At 72.0% G+C, this 16315-nt stretch carries 16 protein-coding genes and 1 pseudogene; 5 read left to right on the forward strand and 12 right to left on the reverse strand.

Translation table 11 applies throughout. The features are described from left to right. The 3 genes and pseudogenes from ACO03V_RS02290 to ACO03V_RS02300 all read right to left on the reverse strand — a co-directional run. Positions 1-68 (reverse strand): annotated as a pseudogene (locus ACO03V_RS02290) (DNA-binding response regulator); the annotation flags it as partial. Positions 69-78: 10 nt separating this feature from the next. Further along, positions 79-1194, reverse strand: coding sequence for a multiple monosaccharide ABC transporter substrate-binding protein (gene chvE, locus ACO03V_RS02295; RefSeq protein ID WP_367734189.1), 1116 nt, complete (start codon positions 1192-1194; stop codon positions 79-81). Positions 1195-1402: 208 nt separating this feature from the next. Next, positions 1403-1972, reverse strand: coding sequence for a nucleotidyltransferase family protein (locus ACO03V_RS02300; RefSeq protein WP_423136454.1), 570 nt, complete (start codon positions 1970-1972; stop codon positions 1403-1405). A 51-nt stretch (positions 1973-2023) separates the two neighbouring features. Between ACO03V_RS02300 and ACO03V_RS02305 the strand changes: the two genes are divergently transcribed. The 3 genes from ACO03V_RS02305 to ACO03V_RS02315 all read left to right on the forward strand — a co-directional run bounded on the left by ACO03V_RS02305 (position 2024) and on the right by ACO03V_RS02315 (position 4217). Next, the gene (locus ACO03V_RS02305; protein ID WP_423136455.1) at positions 2024-2998 is read left to right on the forward strand and encodes an XdhC family protein; all 975 of its coding nucleotides are present in this window, start codon (positions 2024-2026) and stop codon (positions 2996-2998) included. Between the two features lie 61 nt (positions 2999-3059). Further along, complete coding sequence (locus tag ACO03V_RS02310) at positions 3060-3683, forward strand: helix-turn-helix domain-containing protein (RefSeq protein ID WP_387055224.1); 624 nt, start codon at positions 3060-3062, stop codon at positions 3681-3683. A gap of 150 nt (positions 3684-3833) precedes the next feature. Further along, positions 3834-4217: a hypothetical protein gene (locus tag ACO03V_RS02315; protein WP_423136456.1), complete on the forward strand. Its 384-nt coding sequence runs from the start codon at positions 3834-3836 to the stop codon at positions 4215-4217. A gap of 198 nt (positions 4218-4415) precedes the next feature. On the opposite strand, the gene ACO03V_RS02320 is transcribed toward ACO03V_RS02315, so the two are convergent. From ACO03V_RS02320 to ACO03V_RS02330, 3 genes are read right to left on the reverse strand one after another with little or no spacing between them, the layout of a single operon-like run. Next, positions 4416-5951, reverse strand: a complete 1536-nt coding sequence (locus tag ACO03V_RS02320; protein ID WP_423136457.1) for a tripartite tricarboxylate transporter permease — start codon at positions 5949-5951, stop codon at positions 4416-4418. 1 nt (position 5952) lies between these two features. Further along, positions 5953-6483: a tripartite tricarboxylate transporter TctB family protein gene (locus ACO03V_RS02325; protein ID WP_423136458.1), complete on the reverse strand. Its 531-nt coding sequence runs from the start codon at positions 6481-6483 to the stop codon at positions 5953-5955. Positions 6484-6506: 23 nt separating this feature from the next. Continuing rightward, complete coding sequence (locus tag ACO03V_RS02330) at positions 6507-7541, reverse strand: tripartite tricarboxylate transporter substrate binding protein (RefSeq protein WP_423136459.1); 1035 nt, start codon at positions 7539-7541, stop codon at positions 6507-6509. 120 nt (positions 7542-7661) lie between these two features. Between ACO03V_RS02330 and ACO03V_RS02335 the strand changes: the two genes are divergently transcribed. Then, positions 7662-8939, forward strand: coding sequence for a sensor histidine kinase (locus ACO03V_RS02335; protein WP_423136461.1), 1278 nt, complete (start codon positions 7662-7664; stop codon positions 8937-8939). Continuing rightward, positions 8936-9640 carry a response regulator gene (locus ACO03V_RS02340; protein WP_423136462.1) on the forward strand — a complete coding sequence of 235 codons (705 nt, stop codon included), beginning with the start codon at positions 8936-8938 and terminating at the stop codon, positions 9638-9640. The genes ACO03V_RS02335 and ACO03V_RS02340 overlap by 4 nt, the downstream gene beginning before the upstream one ends. A gap of 261 nt (positions 9641-9901) precedes the next feature. Here ACO03V_RS02340 and ACO03V_RS02345 read toward each other — a convergent pair whose 3' ends face one another. The 6 genes from ACO03V_RS02345 to ACO03V_RS02370 form a co-directional block, all read right to left on the reverse strand. Beyond that, complete coding sequence (locus ACO03V_RS02345; protein ID WP_423136463.1) at positions 9902-11278, reverse strand: amidohydrolase family protein; 1377 nt, start codon at positions 11276-11278, stop codon at positions 9902-9904. A gap of 306 nt (positions 11279-11584) precedes the next feature. Further along, positions 11585-12754 carry an NAD(P)/FAD-dependent oxidoreductase gene (locus ACO03V_RS02350; protein ID WP_367734165.1) on the reverse strand — a complete coding sequence of 390 codons (1170 nt, stop codon included), beginning with the start codon at positions 12752-12754 and terminating at the stop codon, positions 11585-11587. Positions 12755-12780: 26 nt separating this feature from the next. Next, complete coding sequence (locus ACO03V_RS02355; RefSeq protein ID WP_423136464.1) at positions 12781-13836, reverse strand: Gfo/Idh/MocA family protein; 1056 nt, start codon at positions 13834-13836, stop codon at positions 12781-12783. Beyond that, the gene (locus tag ACO03V_RS02360) at positions 13836-14606 is read right to left on the reverse strand and encodes an amino acid ABC transporter ATP-binding protein (RefSeq protein ID WP_423136465.1); all 771 of its coding nucleotides are present in this window, start codon (positions 14604-14606) and stop codon (positions 13836-13838) included. Before ACO03V_RS02360 ends, ACO03V_RS02355 begins: the two co-directional genes overlap by 1 nt. Beyond that, the gene (locus ACO03V_RS02365) at positions 14603-15391 is read right to left on the reverse strand and encodes an amino acid ABC transporter permease (RefSeq protein WP_367734160.1); all 789 of its coding nucleotides are present in this window, start codon (positions 15389-15391) and stop codon (positions 14603-14605) included. Before ACO03V_RS02365 ends, ACO03V_RS02360 begins: the two co-directional genes overlap by 4 nt. Before the next feature lie 35 nt (positions 15392-15426). After that, positions 15427-16290: an ABC transporter substrate-binding protein gene (locus ACO03V_RS02370; RefSeq protein WP_423136670.1), complete on the reverse strand. Its 864-nt coding sequence runs from the start codon at positions 16288-16290 to the stop codon at positions 15427-15429. Between the last annotated feature and the right edge of the window lie 25 nt (positions 16291-16315).

Below are 16315 nucleotides of genomic sequence, written 5' to 3' on the forward strand. Positions count from 1 at the left end.
AGCTGCTCGAGGTCGCCGAGCTTGGCGCGCAGACGGCGGACGTGGACGTCGACCGTGCGGGCCCCGCCGCGGAACGGATCAGAGTCCGACGTCGGAGGCCTTGAGGAAGCCCGAGTCGATGAGCTTGGACTGCACGTCGTCCTTGACGACGACCTCGGGCGTCAGCAGGAAGGACGGGACGACCTTCTCGCCGTTGTCGTAGGTCTCGGTGTCGTTGACCTCGACCTCGTCGCCGTCCTTGATCTGCTGGATCATCTCGAAGACGCGGTCGCCGAGGGCGCGGGTGTCCTTCCAGACGGTCATCGCCTGCGTGCCCTCGAGGATCGCCTTGACGTTGGCCTTGTCGGCATCCTGGCCCGTGATGATCGGGTAGTCGGTGCCCGCGGTGTAGCCGGCCGACTTGAGGGAGGCCTCGATGCCGATCGCCAGGCTGTCGTTCGGGGACAGCACGACGTTGACCTTCTTGCCGTCGCCGTAGAACGACGACAGGCGGTTGTCCATCTCGGCCTGCGCCTTGTCGGAGGCCCAGCCCTGGATGCCGATGGAGGCCCAGGCGTCGTCGTTCGCGGGCGACTTGCCGCTGGGGACCACGAGCTGGCCCTTCTCGACGTAGGGCTGGAGGACGTCCCAGGCGCCGGCGAAGAAGAACTTGGCGTTGTTGTCGTCGGGGCTGCCGGCGAAGGGCTCGAGGTTGAAGGGGCCCGCGCCGTCCTTCAGGCCGAGCTGCTCCTCGATGTACTGGCCCTGGAGCGTGCCGACCTTGTAGTTGTCGAAGGTGGCGTAGTAGTCCACGTTCTCGCTGCCGTTGATGAGGCGGTCGTAGGCGATGACCGTGGCGTTCTGCGCCTTGGCCTCCTCGAGGACCGGCCCCAGGGTCGAGCCGTCGATCGCCGCGATGACGAGGATCTTCGCCCCGCCGGAGATCTGGTTCTGGATCTGGCTGATCTGCTGGTCGGTCTTGTTGTCGGCGTACTGCAGGTCGACGGTGCAGCCGGCGTCGCTGAGCTTCTGCTGCAGCTGCTCGCCGTCGTTGATCCAGCGCTCCAGGCTGCGGGTCGGCATCGCGATGCCGACGTTGCACTCCCCGCTGCCGCCGGCGGCGGCGCCCCCGTCCGCCGGACGGGTGGAGCTGCACGCTCCCAGACCGACGGCGAGCGCGGCGATGGCCGCACCGGTCAGGATTTTCTTGAGCATGTGATCTGCGTTCCTCTCTGAACGGCAGGGACCCCCGAGGTCATACCCGCGCCTCCCGGGCGTCGGATCGGGTACGTCTATGTCCCGGCTCTATGGACCGTCGGATTATGACGGCTCCGAAAAATTATCCCCGCTGGGGGGTTTTGTCTAGAGGCACGACAAAATTGCCCCGCTCCGTGGCCGGACCGTGATCTGCGACCTCGAGGCCTCAACGCGTGTCGCGGTCGGCGCCCGTCCACAGGTCGCTGCACTCGACGGACTCCGCCCCCTGAGCGATCAGGTAGGCCCGGGCGCCGACGTCGCCGCGCACGCTCGCGGCGAGCGGCGACCAGTGGGCGCGGCCGAGGAGCACGGGATGACCCGGCGCCCCGGCGTACGTCGCCTGGACGAGGGCGTCGGCGCCGGCGCGACGCACGATGCGGGCCACGGCGGCGACGGGCAGGTCGGGGGTGTCCACCGGGACGACGACCGCCGCCACGGCTCCCGACGACTCGAGCGCGGTGAGGCCGGTGCGGAGGGATGCCGCGACCCCGCTCTCCCATCCGCTCGCCGTGACGGCGGTCGCTCCCTCAGGCACGAGGCCCCGCGCCTCCTCGGCACCGGCGCCGAGGACGACGACGACCTCGGCGCATCCCCCGGCGCGCAGTGCCCGGACGGCGAGGGCCAGCCACGGCGTACCGGCGGGAGTCCGGGCGAGGGCCTTGGGGCCGCCGAATCGGCGCCCGGCACCGGCGGCCAGCACGAGACCGAAGACGGGTCCAGCGGGCGCGGAGGGCATGGTCACGACAGCGTAGCGTGCGCGAAACACGCCCCGACTACCGTCGCGTCCATGCTCGAACTGGCCGCCGACCTGGTGCCGCTGCTCGACGCGGGCGTCCCCGTCGCGGCCGTCACGGTCACCCGCGTGGTGCGCAGCGCACCGCGCGGCGTCGGGGCCAGCCTCGCCGTGACGCGCGATGCGCGCGTGCTCGGCTCGATCTCGGGCGGGTGCGTCGAGAGCGACGCCGTGATGCTCGGGCTCGACGTCCTGCGCACCGGCGGCATGCGACGAGCCCGGTTCGGCTTCACCGACGACGGCGCCGTCACGCCGATCGCGGCCGGTCTCGCCTGCGGCGGCGCCGTCGACGTCGTGGCCTACCGCCTCGACGAGACGATGCGACCGGCCCTCGAAGACGTGCGCGCCGGGCGCGAGGCGACGCTGCGGCTCGACCTCGACGGGGACCCGTTGGACCTCCACCGCATCGCTCCCCCGCGACTCGTCATCCTCGGCGCCGGTGAGCACGCCGCCGCGCTGTGCCGCCTCGGAGCCGCCGCCGGCTTCGCTATCACCGTCTGCGACGACTGGGCCCTGCTGGTGACGCGCGAGCGCTTCCCCGACGCCACGGAGCTGGTGGTCGCCGCGCCGCACGAGTACCTCGCCGGCCTCCCTTCGCCCGACGCGCGCACGGCGGTCTGCGTCCTCACCCATGACGAGCGGCTCGACGTGCCCGCCCTGCGCACGGCCCTGCGCCTGCCGGTCGGCTTCGTCGGTGCGATGGGGGCGCGGGCCACCGTCGCCCGGCGCGCCGCGCTCCTCCGTGGGGCCGGAGTGACGGATGCCGAGCTCTCCCGCCTCCACTCCCCCCTCGGCCTCGACCTGGGGGGCTCGACCCCCGAGGAGACCGCCCTCTCCGTGATCGCGGAGATCGTGGCATCCCGCAACGCCGCCGGCGCCCGCCCCCTGCGCGAGCTGCCGGGGACGCGTCTGCATCTCGTCGCGGACGACACGGCGCCGGAAAGCTCCTGCGCGGTGAGGAGCGCGTGAGCGTCGTCGTCGTGCGCGTCCCCGCGGCGTTCGTCGCGCGACCGTCCGGGAGGGTGGCACGATGACCTCTATGGCCTCGGCGACCCCCGTCTCCCCCACCAGCGACGAGCGACTCGGGGCGCATCTGCGGAGCCTCCGCAAGGCGCGCGGCCTCACCCTGATGCAGCTGGCGGAGGCGGCCACCCTGTCGCACCCCTTCCTCAGCCAGCTCGAGCGCGGCCTGGCCCGCCCGAGCATGGCCAGCCTGGAACGATTGGCGCGCGCCCTGGGCACCAGCCGTGTCCAGCTCATCGCCGGCTCGGAGCCGCCCCGCGCCGACCACGACCCCGAGCCGTCGTTCGTCGGCGCGGACGAGGGCGTCATCGGCCCCTACGCCGAGGGGACCGCCCGCGTCCTCGTCACGGGCCCGCGCCGCTTCGAGCCGCTCGAGTTCACCGGGTCCAACGCCGAGCCCGGCGACCACTACGTCCACGACGAGGACGAGTTCCTCACGGTGCTCGAGGGATCGATCGTCATCTCGTTCGGGGCGTTCGGGGAGCGGACGCTCGTCGTCGGCGACTCGGTGTACTGCCGCTCGGGCACGCCCCACCGGTGGCACTCCCCCGACGGCACGACCTACCGGCTGCTCATCGTGAAGGACATCGTGCACGCCGACGGAGGGGACGCGCCCGACGGCGACGCCTGACGCGGGTGGGGCCGCCCGGTCCCGCCGTGACGGCGACCGGAGGGTCACGCGGGGGAAACGCCCCGGAAACAGGTGGTTCCTAGCATCGGAGAAGCACCGGATGTCGGGTCCATCACCACCCGGTGTCGCCGCTTCCTCGGGAGGACACCCATGAGCATCACCGCCGCCGACGTCGTCGTGTCCCCGCTGTCGGAGCCCGCGGCATCCCTTCCCCCCGTCGAGCCGCCGCACCCCCGCGCGGAAGGCGGGCGACGGGACTTCGGTGCGCGCGCCGTCCTGCTGGGGACGGCGGTGGCCGTGCTCGTCGTCCTCGTCGGCGCCTGGTACGCCGTCTCGATCATGCTCTCCGCGGCGGGCGCGGGCTTCGTGCTGCCCATGCCGCACGAGATGTTCGCCCTCGGGTCCGTCGACCCGCGGAGCGCCGAGCTGTTCGCCGCCGCCCTCGCGGCGTGCCTGGCGGGAGTGGGCGTGTTCGGCCTCGTCGGCCGGCTGTCGACGGCGGTCGCCGGCCGCCGCGCCGGCCGCACCCCCTGAGCCGCGCCTCGGAATCGGGCCGCAGAATCGGGGCCACGGAGTCGGCGCCGCGGAGTCGGGGCCGCAGAATCGGATCGACGCCGCAGAGTCGGACGGGATCTGTCTCCCCGTCCGACTCTGCGGCCGTCATCCGATTCCAGGACGGCCGGTCGCCGCCCGCCGACCGGTCAGGACGGCCGGTCGCCGCCCGCCGACGGGTCAGGACGCGTCGACGCTCTCGCGCTCGGGCGTCCGGGCCGCCGCGCGGCGTGCGACCACGCGGTTGCGCACGGCCACGGCGAGCACAACGAGGAGCACGGCGTAGATCGTCAGGACGATCGGACCCTGGAAGAGCGTGGTGAGGTCGCCGTTGGCGCTCATCGCGGCATCCCGGAGGCTCGTCTCGGCCAGCGGTCCCAGCACCATCCCGATGATGAGCGGCGCCAGCGGGAAGTCGTTCGCGCGCAGCAGGAAGCCGAGCAGACCGATGCCCAGCAGCAGGACGAGGTCGAACGTCGCCCCCGACGTGGCGTAGATGCCGAGACCGCAGAACAGGGCGATCGAGGCGTACAGGTACGGACGCGGGATGAGCAGCAGCTTCGCCCACACCATCGCGAAGGGGAGGTTGAGGATCAGCAGCACCACCATCGCGAGGAAGAAGCTCGCGATGAGCGCCCAGACGAGGTCCGGCGCCCGCTCGAACAGCAGCGGCCCCGGCTGCAGACCGTACTGGCGGAACGCCGCGAGCATGATCGCCGCGGTCGCCGACACCGGCAGCCCGAGCGCGAGGAGCGAGCCCATCGCCATGCCCGTGGTCGAGTTGCCCGCCGCCTCCGGCGCCGCCAGACCCCGGATCGCGCCGGTGCCGAAGCGCGGCTTCCTTCGGCGGGAGTCCAGGCGCTTCTCGAGGCCGTAAGCGAGGAACGTCGGGATCTCCGATCCGCCGGCCGGGATCACGCCGAACGGCAGACCGATCGCCGTTCCGCGCAGCCAGGCGGGCGTCGCCTCCTTCAGCTCCTTGCGTGAGAGCCACGGCCGACCCGTCGGACGGATCATGGTCTTGTTCGCCACATGCCGTTCGAGGCATGCGACGTAGATGACCTCGCCGAGGGCGAGGATGCCGACGGTCACGGTGATGAGCGAGATGCCGTCGAAGAGGTTCGGGGAGTCCATCGTGAACCGCGGCGCCCCGGTGACCCCGTCGACGCCGATCACGGTGATGCCGAGCCCGAGGAACAGCGAGGCCAGGCCCTTCACGGCGCTGTCCGTCACCACCGACGAGGTCGCGGCGAAGGCGAACACCGCGAGGGCGAAGAACTCCGCCGGCCCGAAGCTGCTCGACAGGTCCGCGAGCAGGGGCGCGAAGAACACGAGGAGGATCGACGCGATGATCCCGCCGATGAAGGCGCCGATCGCGGCGGTGGCGAGAGCCTGCGCCGCCCGTCCGTTGCGCGCCATCTTGTGACCCTCGAACGTCGATGCGATGGCGGACGCCTGCCCGGGGGTGTTCAGCAGGATGCCGGTGATCGAGTCGCCGAACAGGCCGCCGAAGTACACGCCCGAGAACATGATGAAGGCCGCGGTCGGGTCGAGCGAGAACGTCACCGGCAGCAGCAGGGCCACCGCCATCGACGAGCCGAGGCCGGGCATGACGCCGACCGCCGTGCCGAGCACGCATCCCACGAGCACCCAGATGAGGTTCTGCCAGGTGAGGGCGCCGGCGAATCCTTCGCCGAGGAGAACGAGAACGTCCATGTCAGAAGGCCCATCCCAGGATGCCGGAGGGCAAGGACAAGCCGAGCCCCATGTCGAACGCGATGTAGGTGAGAGAGCTGATCGTCACGCCGACGAACAGGGCGAACAGCACGTTGCGCTGCCCGAAACCGCGGGCGATGCCCGTGAACAGCAGGGCCGCGGCGATGATCCAGCCCAGGATGCCGAGCAGGAACGCGAACGCGAGGAACGACCCCACGACCCACGCGAAGGACCGCCAGTCCACCCCGACCGCCCGTTCGTCCGGCTCCGCGGCATCCGGGGTCCCGCCGATGGCGCGCACCGCGCCGATGCCGAGCACGATCGCGAAGACGTACAGGCCCGCCGCGATGATGCCGGGGAAGAACTGCGGACCGGGGAAGGCCGCGTTCGGGGGCACCCGCATCGTGACGATCCCGACGACGAGGTAGGTGGCGAACGCCGCGAGCACGAGCGGCATGGCCAGCGACTTGACGAGACCGACGAGTCCCCCGCCGCGACTGAGCCGCAGCCGGTTGCCGACAGTCGCCGACACGGACGTGGGGTTGTTCGACGGCATCACAGGCCCATCTCCTCGTACAGGCGCTCGATGCGCGTGCGCTCCTCGGCGAGGAACTCCGTGAGGTCGTCGCCGGTGATGATGCGCTCGGTCCAGTGGTACCGGGCGCGGGCGTCGGCCCACTCCGGGGTCGCCGTCGAGTCCAGGACGAGGTCCGTCAGCCCGGCGACCTGCTCGTCGTCGAGGCCGCTCGGAGCGGCGAGCATGCGCCAGTTGGTGAGGCCCATGTCGTACCCCTGCTCGACGGCCGTGGGGATGTCGATGCCGTCGAGGGGCTCGCTCGCGACCAGGGCCAGCGCGCGCAGACGCCCGGACTCGATCTGGTCGATGTTGTCGGGGTACCCGCCCGCCGCGGCCTGCGCCGTGCCGTTCAGCAGGGCCTGGATCGCCTCGCCGCCGCCGTCGGACGAGATGTAGGTCATCTCGACGGGAGGGATGCCGGCGGCGAGCGCCAGCTCGGCCACGACGAGCTGGTCGAACGAGCCGCCGCCGGTCCACGGCAGGGCGCGGGGGTCGGCCTTCCACGCCGCGACGAGGTCGTCGAGCGTCTGGAACGGCGAGCTCGCGGGGACGACGATGACGTCGTACTCCTCGACCATGACGGCCAGGGGCGTCACGTCGTCGAGCGTCGCCGCGGAGTCGAACTGCACGGTCGCCGCGAGCAGGCCGGTCCCGCCGACGAGCAGGTTGTTGGCCTGCCCGTTGAGCACCGAGACGTTGCCGAGGGCGATCGTGCCGCCCGCGCCCGGCATGTTGACCACCTGCACGTTGTTCACCAGGCCGTTGGCCTTCTGCGCCTGCTGCAGCTCGCGGGCGACGCCGTCCCAGCCGCCGCCCGCGGCCGCCGGGGCGATGATCGTCATCGAGGCGTGGATGTCGTCCCCCGCGGATGCCGAGGTGATCGAGCCGTAGGACGCGATCGCGATCGCCGAGACGGCGACGGCCCCGCCCAGGACGCGGCCGATCCACCGGCGCCGGGCGGGGGGACCCGTCGGCGTGTGGTCTGGGACAGATGAAGGCGTAGGCTCCGTCATCACAACTCCTCCTTGCGAACGTCGTCGTCTCGCAGAATGTGATGACGCTCCCAGGAGGACGCCCGCGGCGCACCCCCCGCCCGCTTTGTGCTCATAACTCGCGTCAGAGAGGACCCGGCCGTGCGCGATGCCCGCTCGACCGCCGCGCGCGCGGCGCGGTGGGGACTCGTCGTGCTTCCCAGCGTCATCGTCCTCGCCGCGGTCGGCCTCACCACCGTCATCGCCGCGGGGGTGCAGGAGCGGCGGATCCACGACGACACCGCGCAGCGCGTCTCGGAGGTGGCCACGAGCATCGCCGAGCTCGACGAGGTGCGCGGCACCGTGGCATCCATGTCCCCCGCCGGGAGCGCGACGGACCTCGCGGATGCCGCCGACCTGGCGCCCGCGACGGCGGCGTTGCAGCCGCTCACCGACCTCATCGAACGGACCACCGGCGTCTTCTACGTCGTCATCACCGATGACGAGGGCGTGCGCATCACGCACCCGTCCGCGGACCAGCGCGGACGGCAGGTGGAGACCGCCAACGCGAGCGTCCTGGCGGGGACGCCGTTCTTCGGCGTCGAGACCGGCCCCTCGGGCAGCTCGCTGCGCGCGAAGGTGCCCGTCCGCGACGGCGGGGACGTGGTCGGCATGGTCGCCGTCGGCGTCCTGCAGTCGAGCATCCTCACCGAGCGCGACGAGGCCCTGGGCGAGCTGATGCCGTGGGCCCTCGGCGCGCTCGTGGCGGGCACGCTCGCGTCGTCCGTCCTGGCCGCGCTGATCGAGCGGCGCTTCCGCCGCCTCGACGCCCTCGCCGCCGAGCAGGAGCAGACCGCGCGCACCATGGCCGCGCTGCGGGAGCAGGCCCATGAGTTCGGCACCCGCCTGCACGTCCTGCACGGTCTCGTCTCGCACGGCGACACGCAGGATGCCGTCGCCTACATCTCGGCGGCGATACCGGGGCTCGAGCCGCGTCCGACCGCGGACAGCCGGCTCGGCGCATCCCTCGTGAGCGCGAGCATCGAGGCGCTGCGCAGCGAGGTCGCGGCCCTCGGCGCCCGGCTGGAGACGCAGATCGACCCCGACGTCGCGATCGACGAGACGGTCGTGCTCATCCTCAGCAACCTCTGCCGGAACGCGGCCGAGGCCGGCGCCACGAGGGTGCGGTGCTCGCTCGCGCAGGTGGGTGGCATCCTCCACGGCGCCGTCGACGACGACGGCCCCGGCCTGGACCCGCGGGAGCAGGAGCGGGCGTTCGGTCTCGGCTTCTCGTCGAAGCCGGACCGGACCGGGACGGGGCGGGGCATCGGACTCGCCGTCGTCCGACGCGCGGTGACCGACCGCGGCGGCGAGCTCCTCGTCTCCCGCTCGGCGTGGGGCGGGGCGCGGTTCGCCTTCGACATGGAGGCGCGGGGATGATCCGGGTGCTCATCTGCGACGACGACGCCGCCGCGCGCGCCCTGCACGGCCGGTTCGTCGCCGCGGCGCCGGGCTTCGCGGTCGTCGGCTCCGCCGGGACCGGCACGGCCGCCGTGACGCAGGCGCAGGCGGGCGTCGACCTCGTCCTGCTGGACATGCGGCTGCCCGACATCAGCGGTGTCGAGGTGCTGCATCGGCTCCGCACGCTCGGCGCGGACGGCCCGGACGTCCTCGTCATCAGCTCGTCCCAGGACCAGGTGACCGTGCGGCAGGCACTGGCCGCCCACGTCGTCGGCTACCTGGTCAAGCCGTTCACGGAGGAGGTGCTGCACCGGCGTCTCGAGGCGTATGGCGCGGAGCGCCGGGAACGGACGGATGCCGCCCGCGAGCGGCGTCTGAGCCAGGGCGACATCGACCGGCTGCTCGACACCGGGACGGTGCGGGTGCCCGCGCCGCGGGCGGCCCCGGCGCTGCCGAAGGGACTCGCGGCCGTGACCCTCGACCGCGTGCAGGCGGCCCTGGACCCCGTGACCTTCGTCTCCGCCGAGGACGTCGCCGCGGCCAGCGGCGTGTCTCGCGCGACGGCGCAGCGCTACCTCGAGCACCTCGTCGCCGCGGGCGTCATCGACCTGGCGCACCGCTACGGCGCGCGCGGTCGTCCGCGGCTGCTGTACCGGCTCGCGCCGGCCGCGCCGGGGTGAGCCGGGGGTCGTGGTCGCGGGCGGGTCAGGGCGGTCGCGGGGGCGCGGAATCGGAGCGGGGCCGCGGAATCGGACGGGATCGGCGGCGGCGTCCGAATCTGCGGCCGTCATCCGATTCCGGCGCGGCCGGGCACCCGGCCGCGGAATCGGAGCGGGGCCGCGGAATCGGACCGGATGGGCTGCGGCGTCCGAATCTGCGGCCCACGTCCGATTCCGGCCGCGCCTCCGACGTGTCGGACCCGGCCGCCGCGAGGCCGCGGGTCAGAGGATGATGCCGTACTGGTCGACCAGCGCCGGCAGTTCCTCGTGCAGGACGCGCGACGCCTCCTCGGCGAGCGGGTTGGTCGAGACGCCGTTCTCGTTGACGAGCTTCCCGCCCACGTAGACCTGCTGCAGGTTGCGCAGGCCGCACGCCAGCACGTAGCTGCGGACGGGGTTCCACAGCGGCCCGACGTCCGGCTTGCGGGGGTCCACGACCACGAAGTCGGCGAACTTGCCCACCTCGAGGCTGCCGACGCGGTCGTCGACGCCCATGATCTCGGCCCCGCCGAGCGTGTGGAGGCGCAGCACGCGCTCCGGCATCATCGAGAGCGGGTCGTGGGTGCGGGCCCGCTGCATGAACATGCCGGTCCGCATGTTCTGCCACGGGTCGGCGACATCGGTGCACGCCTGATCGTCGAGGCCCATGCCCACCTTCATCCCGGCATCCAGCATCTCCGGGACGTGTGCGACGCCCGACGCGAGACGCCCGTTCGACGCGGGCTGCCAGGACATGCTGGCGCCGGCGGCGGCGGCATCCTGGATGATCTCCGGCGTCGTCTGGATGAAGTGGCCGAACATCATGCCCGGGCGGAGCGCGCCCGCGCGCTTGTAGAGCTGGAACTTCGACTGCTGGTGCTCGATGGCCTCGAACGTCTCGAGGAAGTGCGCCTGGTTGGTGACGCCGAACCGGTCCATGACCGCGACCTCGATCTCCGCGGCATCCGGTCGGGTCGACCACTGCACCTGGCCCATGATCGAGGCGCCCAGCGCGATGTCCGGATCCATGGCGAGCACGTGGTCGAGCGAGGCCTCGAAGCGGGCGAAGATCTCCTCGTCCGTGCCGACGGTGGCGTCCAGGGCGATCGAGTCGACGAAGCGGAGGCCCGCGTCGAGGCATCCGTCGCTCTGGCGCGTGTGCCAGGCGTGGTCGCGCAGGACGCCGCCGCCGTCGGCGCGCTTGCCCTCGACCATCGGCTCCCACGGCAGGAGGGGATCGGTGAAGTTGTAGGCGGTCGTGACGCCGTTGGCGAGGAAGTCGAACGAGCCGTGCAGCGTCGCCCAGTAGATGTGGTCCGGCGAGCCGTTGGTCAGGACGCTGAACATCGACGTGCACCACCCGTAGAGCGTCTGGTCGACGCCCAGACCGCGCGAGCCGCTGGTGAAGAGGTGGCTGTGCGAGGAGACGAATCCGGGAGCGACGAACTTGCCGTCGACGTCGAGGATCTCGTCGGCCGTGACGCCCGGGTCGGGGTCGCCGGCGCCGATCGCGGCGATGCGGCCGTCCCGCACGAGCATGTACCCGCGTTCGATGTAGCCGGGGTCGTCCGTCCCCGCGGGGACGGTGATCAGACGGGCGTTGAGGACCAGGAGCGACATGTTGATGACGGTAACAATCGCGTGTTTCGGCGGTGTTCCACGCGTGGGGCGGGGGTTTTGCGGGAGCCCCGGGCGGGGCTGCGGGGTCTGCGGGGTCTTGCCGGGCGGTGGCGCCCGCCCCGCGGCGACAGTTGGCGCTGCGGGGCGGCGGGCGGGCACCGCCCCGCGGCGAGAACAGGCGATGCGGCGAGAACAGGCGGACGCGGCGCAGATCGCCCTGTCCCGGTGCCATCGCCTGTTCTGGCGGCGGCCGGCGGGGGGATGCTGAAGGGGCGCGACCCTTCGGCCGCGCCCCTCGGCTCCGACTCAGTCCTCGCCGACCGGCGACCACGCCCCCGTCGCCACCGGCTCCGAGACCGTCTCTCCGACGAAGCGCGCGAACCGGAAGTCGTCGAGCAGCGGCGACGGCGCGCCCGCGACGATCTCCTCGGCGACGAGCTCTCCGAGGATCAGCCCCAGCGTCGCCCCCGAATGCGTGAAGAGGGCGGACAGGTTCCGGATGCCGGGGACCTCGCCCACGGCCGGGTCGCCGTCCCCGGGAATCGGCTTGAGACCGGCCCCGACGCGGGACGCCGTCAGCGTGGGGTGACCGGCGAGCACGCGCGAGGCCTCCTCGAGCAGGCCCGCGACCGACTCTTCCGGCACCGTGAGCGAGCCGTCGTCGGCGACCCGCACCGACTGCTCGGCCCAGTCGGCATCCAGCACGAGACGCCCATCGGGCGTGGGCCGCACGGCGACGCGCGGGGTGTTGAGCACGGTCTGCACGGGCACGTCGACCGGGTCGGTGAAGAGCACGAAGGCCGCGGGGGTGGCATCCGGAATCGTCACACCGAGAGCGGCGAGGTCGGCGGGGACCGCGGGGCCGGTGGCGAGCACGACGTGGTCGGCCTCGATACGGCTGCCGTCCGCGAGCACGACGCCGGTCGCGACACCGTCCTGCACATCGACGCGCGCGCGGCCGACGTTCTCGTGAACGATCGCACCGGCAGCGACGGCGTCGGCCACCAGCGCGGCGATGAGGTCGGGCATGCTCACCCATCCCTCGCCGGGGTTGAAGATGGCGCCCTCGGCGGCCACGGAGTCGGGGTCGACATCGGGGGCGATCGTGGCGATGTCGGCGCGCTCGACCCAGACCGCGTCGTAGCCGTTGCGGCGCTCGAAGTCGAACGTCTCGCGGAAGCTCTCGTCGGGTCCCGCCCACTTGAGGGCTCCGTCGAAGCGCAGGTACCGCTCGCTGCCCGGGTGGTGCGCGCCCCATGAGCGGTAGCGGTCGATGCCCACGATGCGCAGGTAGTGGTAGGCGGCGGAGCGGTCGCCGGAGGAGTTGAGCCAGGCGATCGAGCGTCCCGAGGCGCCGCTGGCCCAGGAGCCCTCGGTGAGCAGGGTGACGCGTGCGCCGGCGCGGACGAGGTGCGCCGCAGTCGAGACGCCGAGGATGCCCCCGCCGATGACGGCGACGTGCGTGGGAGTGGTCATGAGGATGTCTTTCTCTCGGGGGAGGATCAGGCGGTGACGGATGCCGCGGCGTGCACGCGCTCGATGATCTCGAGCACCGCGACGGCATCGTTCGGGTCGACGGGCAGCGGCCCCTGGCGGCGGAGGGCCGGGGCGAGAGCGCGGTAGAAAGCGCCGTAGTCACCCGCGAGGGTGGGGTGAGTCCGCGTGTCGTCGCCCGCGCCGACAGTGCCCCAACGCTCCTCCGGAACCTCGCCGAAGCCGGGATCGCCGGGGCGGGCGCCCGCGATCAGCGCGGGTTCCTGCGGGTCGAGGCCCCAGCTGGTCCAGCCGGCGAGCGAGCCGAGCACGTGGAACCGCGGGCCGCTGAGCGGAGCGACGGCGCTCATCCACAGGTGCGACGTCGTCCCCGAGGCGTGCCGCAGGGCGACGAACACGTCGTCGTCGGCCGCGGTGGCCTGCCGGCGACGGTGCACCTCCGAGGCGACGTCGTCGACCGGACCGAACAGCTGCACGGCCTGGTCGATGAGGTGCGTCCCCAGGTCGTACAGGATGCCGCCGCCCTCGGCCACGTCGGCCTCGGTCTTCCACGAGGACGACGGGTCGGGCTTCCACCACTCGAAGCGCGACTCGAAGCGCCGCACCTCGCCGAGCTCCCCGCTGTCGACGAGGGCGCGCAGGGTCCGGAAATCGCCGTCCCATCGACGGTTCTGGAACACGGTGATCGTGCGCCCGAGACGTTCGGCACGCGCGATGAGCGCACGGCCCTCCTCGGCGGTCACGGCGAAGGGCTTGTCGACGACGACATCGAGGCCGGCATCCAATGCCCGTTGCGCCAGCCGGGCGTGCGTGCCGCTGGGCGAGCCGATGACGACGAGGTCGAGCTCGTCGGCTGCGGCCCACACGGCCTCGACGTCGGAGACCACCCGGGCGGACGGATGCCGGGACTCGGCCTCGGCGCGACGCTCGGGGTTCGCGGTGACGATGAGGTCGAGCCGGTAGTCGGGGTCGGCGTCGAGGAAGGGGGCGTGGAACACCCGCCCCGACACGCCGAACCCGATGACCGCGGTGCGGAGGGGGGCGCTGTCGTTGTGCGCCGTCATCACAGCACCTCCGACAGGAAGCGCTGCAGGCGCGGGCTCTGCGGCCGTTCGAACAGGTCGGCGGGGGCACCCGCCTCGACGACGCGGCCCTCGTCCATGAAGACGACCTGGTCGGCCACCTTCCGTGCGAAGCCCATCTCGTGCGTGACGACGAGCATCGTCATCCCGCGCTGCGCGAGGCCCGCCATGAGGGTGAGCACGCCCTTCACCAGCTCGGGGTCGAGGGCGCTCGTCGCCTCGTCGAACAGCATGACCTCGGGCTCCATGGCCAGGGCCCGCGCGATCGCGACGCGCTGCTGCTGGCCGCCCGACAGGTCGCGCGGACGGTGATCACTGCGCTCCGCCAGGCCCACCTCGGCGAGACGCTCGGCGGCGATCCGCCGCGACTCGGATGCCGGCAGCCCCTTCACGTGGCGTAAGGCGAGTGCGACGTTCTCGAGCGCGGTGTGGTCGGGGAAGAGGTTGAAGTGCTGGAACACCAGGCCGATGCGCCGGCGCACGGCATCCGGCTTCTGCGTCAGCACGCTCTTGCCCGCCAGGAGCACGTCGCCCGACTTGGGCTCGTGGAGGCGGTTCACGCCACGCAGCAGCGTGGACTTGCCCGAGCCCGAGGGGCCGATGATGCAGGTGGTGGTGCCGGGCTTGACCTCGAGGCTCACCCCGCGCAGCACGTCGATGTCGCCGTACGCCATCGTGAGATCGCGGAGCTCGAGGCTCGAGCCTTCGTAGAGGTGCCCGTCGGTGACGGGGACCGGGGAGGTGTACGTCATGTGTTCGCTCCGTAGGTCAGGGCGGGGCCGGGGGTGGTCTCCTCGACCTCATCGAGGCCGCTCTTGGGCGGGGTCGGCTTGCGCCGGCCGGTGCGGAAGCGGTTGTCGAAGTAGTTGACGAGGTGCGTCAGCGGAACCGTGATGACGAGGTAGAGCACGCCCGCCGCGACGAGCGGCGACAGGTTGCCGGTGAGAACCGCGGCATCCTGTCCCACCCGGAAGAGCTCGCGCTCCGACACGAGCAGACCCAGGAAATACACCAGCGACGAGTCCTTGACGATCGCGATGAACTGGTTCACGAGCGCGGGCAGCACCCGCCGCACACCCTGGGGCACCACGACCAGGCGCATGGCCTTGCCGTAGCTCATCCCCAGGGCGCGGCACGCCTCGAGCTGACCGCGGTCGACACTCTGGATCCCGGCGCGGAAGATCTCGCCGATGTACGCCGAGGCGATGAGCGACAGGGCCAGGATGCCGAGCGGATACGGCGACGGTCCGAACAGCTGCTGGCTCAGCCGGGCGAAGCCCTGACCGATCAGCAGGATCGTGAGGATCGCGGGGAGCCCCCGGAAGACGTCGGTGTAGATGCGCGCCGGGGTGCGCAGCCACCGCGAGGGCGAGATGCCCAGGATGGCCACGACCATGCCCAGCACGATCCCGATCACCGTGGCGCAGACGGAGATGACGAGGGTGTTGACGAGGCCGGTGCCCAGCAGCTGCGGAAGCACCTGCGCCATCGCCTCGAAATCGAGGAACGTCTTGACGAGGTTGTCGAGCCAGTCCATCGGGGGCTCCTTTCAGATGGCCGCGAAGCGGCCGATCAGTTGCTCGCCGACGGCGAGGGGCTCGAGGTCTGCTCCGACGAGGGCAGGTACTGCTCCGGCATCGGCGAGCCCGGGAACCACTTCTGGTACAGCTCCTTCCACGTGCCGTCCTCCATCGCAGCGTGCAGACCCTCGTTCAGGGCGTCCTTGAACGCCTCGTGGTCCTTGGCGATGGCGAAGCCGGCGGGGGCGTCGAACGAGGGGATGTCGATCGCGTTCACCAGGCCGTACTGGGCGGCGTACTCCTTGGCGGCCTCGTAGTCGAGGAAGTGCGCGTCGATGGAGCCGCTGTTCACCGCCGAGATCGCCGAGTTGTTGTCGGGGAAGCGCACGAGCTCGGTCTCGGTGAAGTTCTTCACGGCGTAGGCCTCCTGCAGGGTGCCCTGCACGACGCCGAGGCGCTTGCCGGCGAGGCCGTCGACGTCGTCGATGCCGGCGGACGGGCTCGCCATGACCGTCAGGTAGCCGGCGAGGTAGCCGTCGGAGAAGTCGACGGTCTGCTCCCGCTCGGCCGTGATGCCGATCGCGGCGACGCCCACGTCGAACTGACCGTTGGACACGGCCGCGAGCAGGCCCGAGAAGTCCTGGCCGGTGAAGACGACGTCGTCGATGCCGATGCGCGACGCGACGTCCGTGAACAGCTCGACGTCGAAGCCGGTGAACTCACCGTTCTCGTCGGTGAACGTGTAGGGCTTCGAGTCGCCGAGGCTGGCGACGCGGATCTGTCCCGGCGTGATGAGGCCGTACGGGTTGTCCTCGCCGGACGACGAAGCGGCGGTGCCGCTGCAGGCGGTGAGGGCGATGGCGGCAGCGGCGGCCAGGGCGCCGACGAGGGTGCGACGCAGGTTCTTGCGGATGATCACGGTGGGTCCTCTCGGATGCGGG

Origin of the sequence: Microbacterium sp. HMH0099 (assembly GCF_049384025.1) — a bacterium.
Classification (GTDB): domain Bacteria; phylum Actinomycetota; class Actinomycetes; order Actinomycetales; family Microbacteriaceae; genus Microbacterium.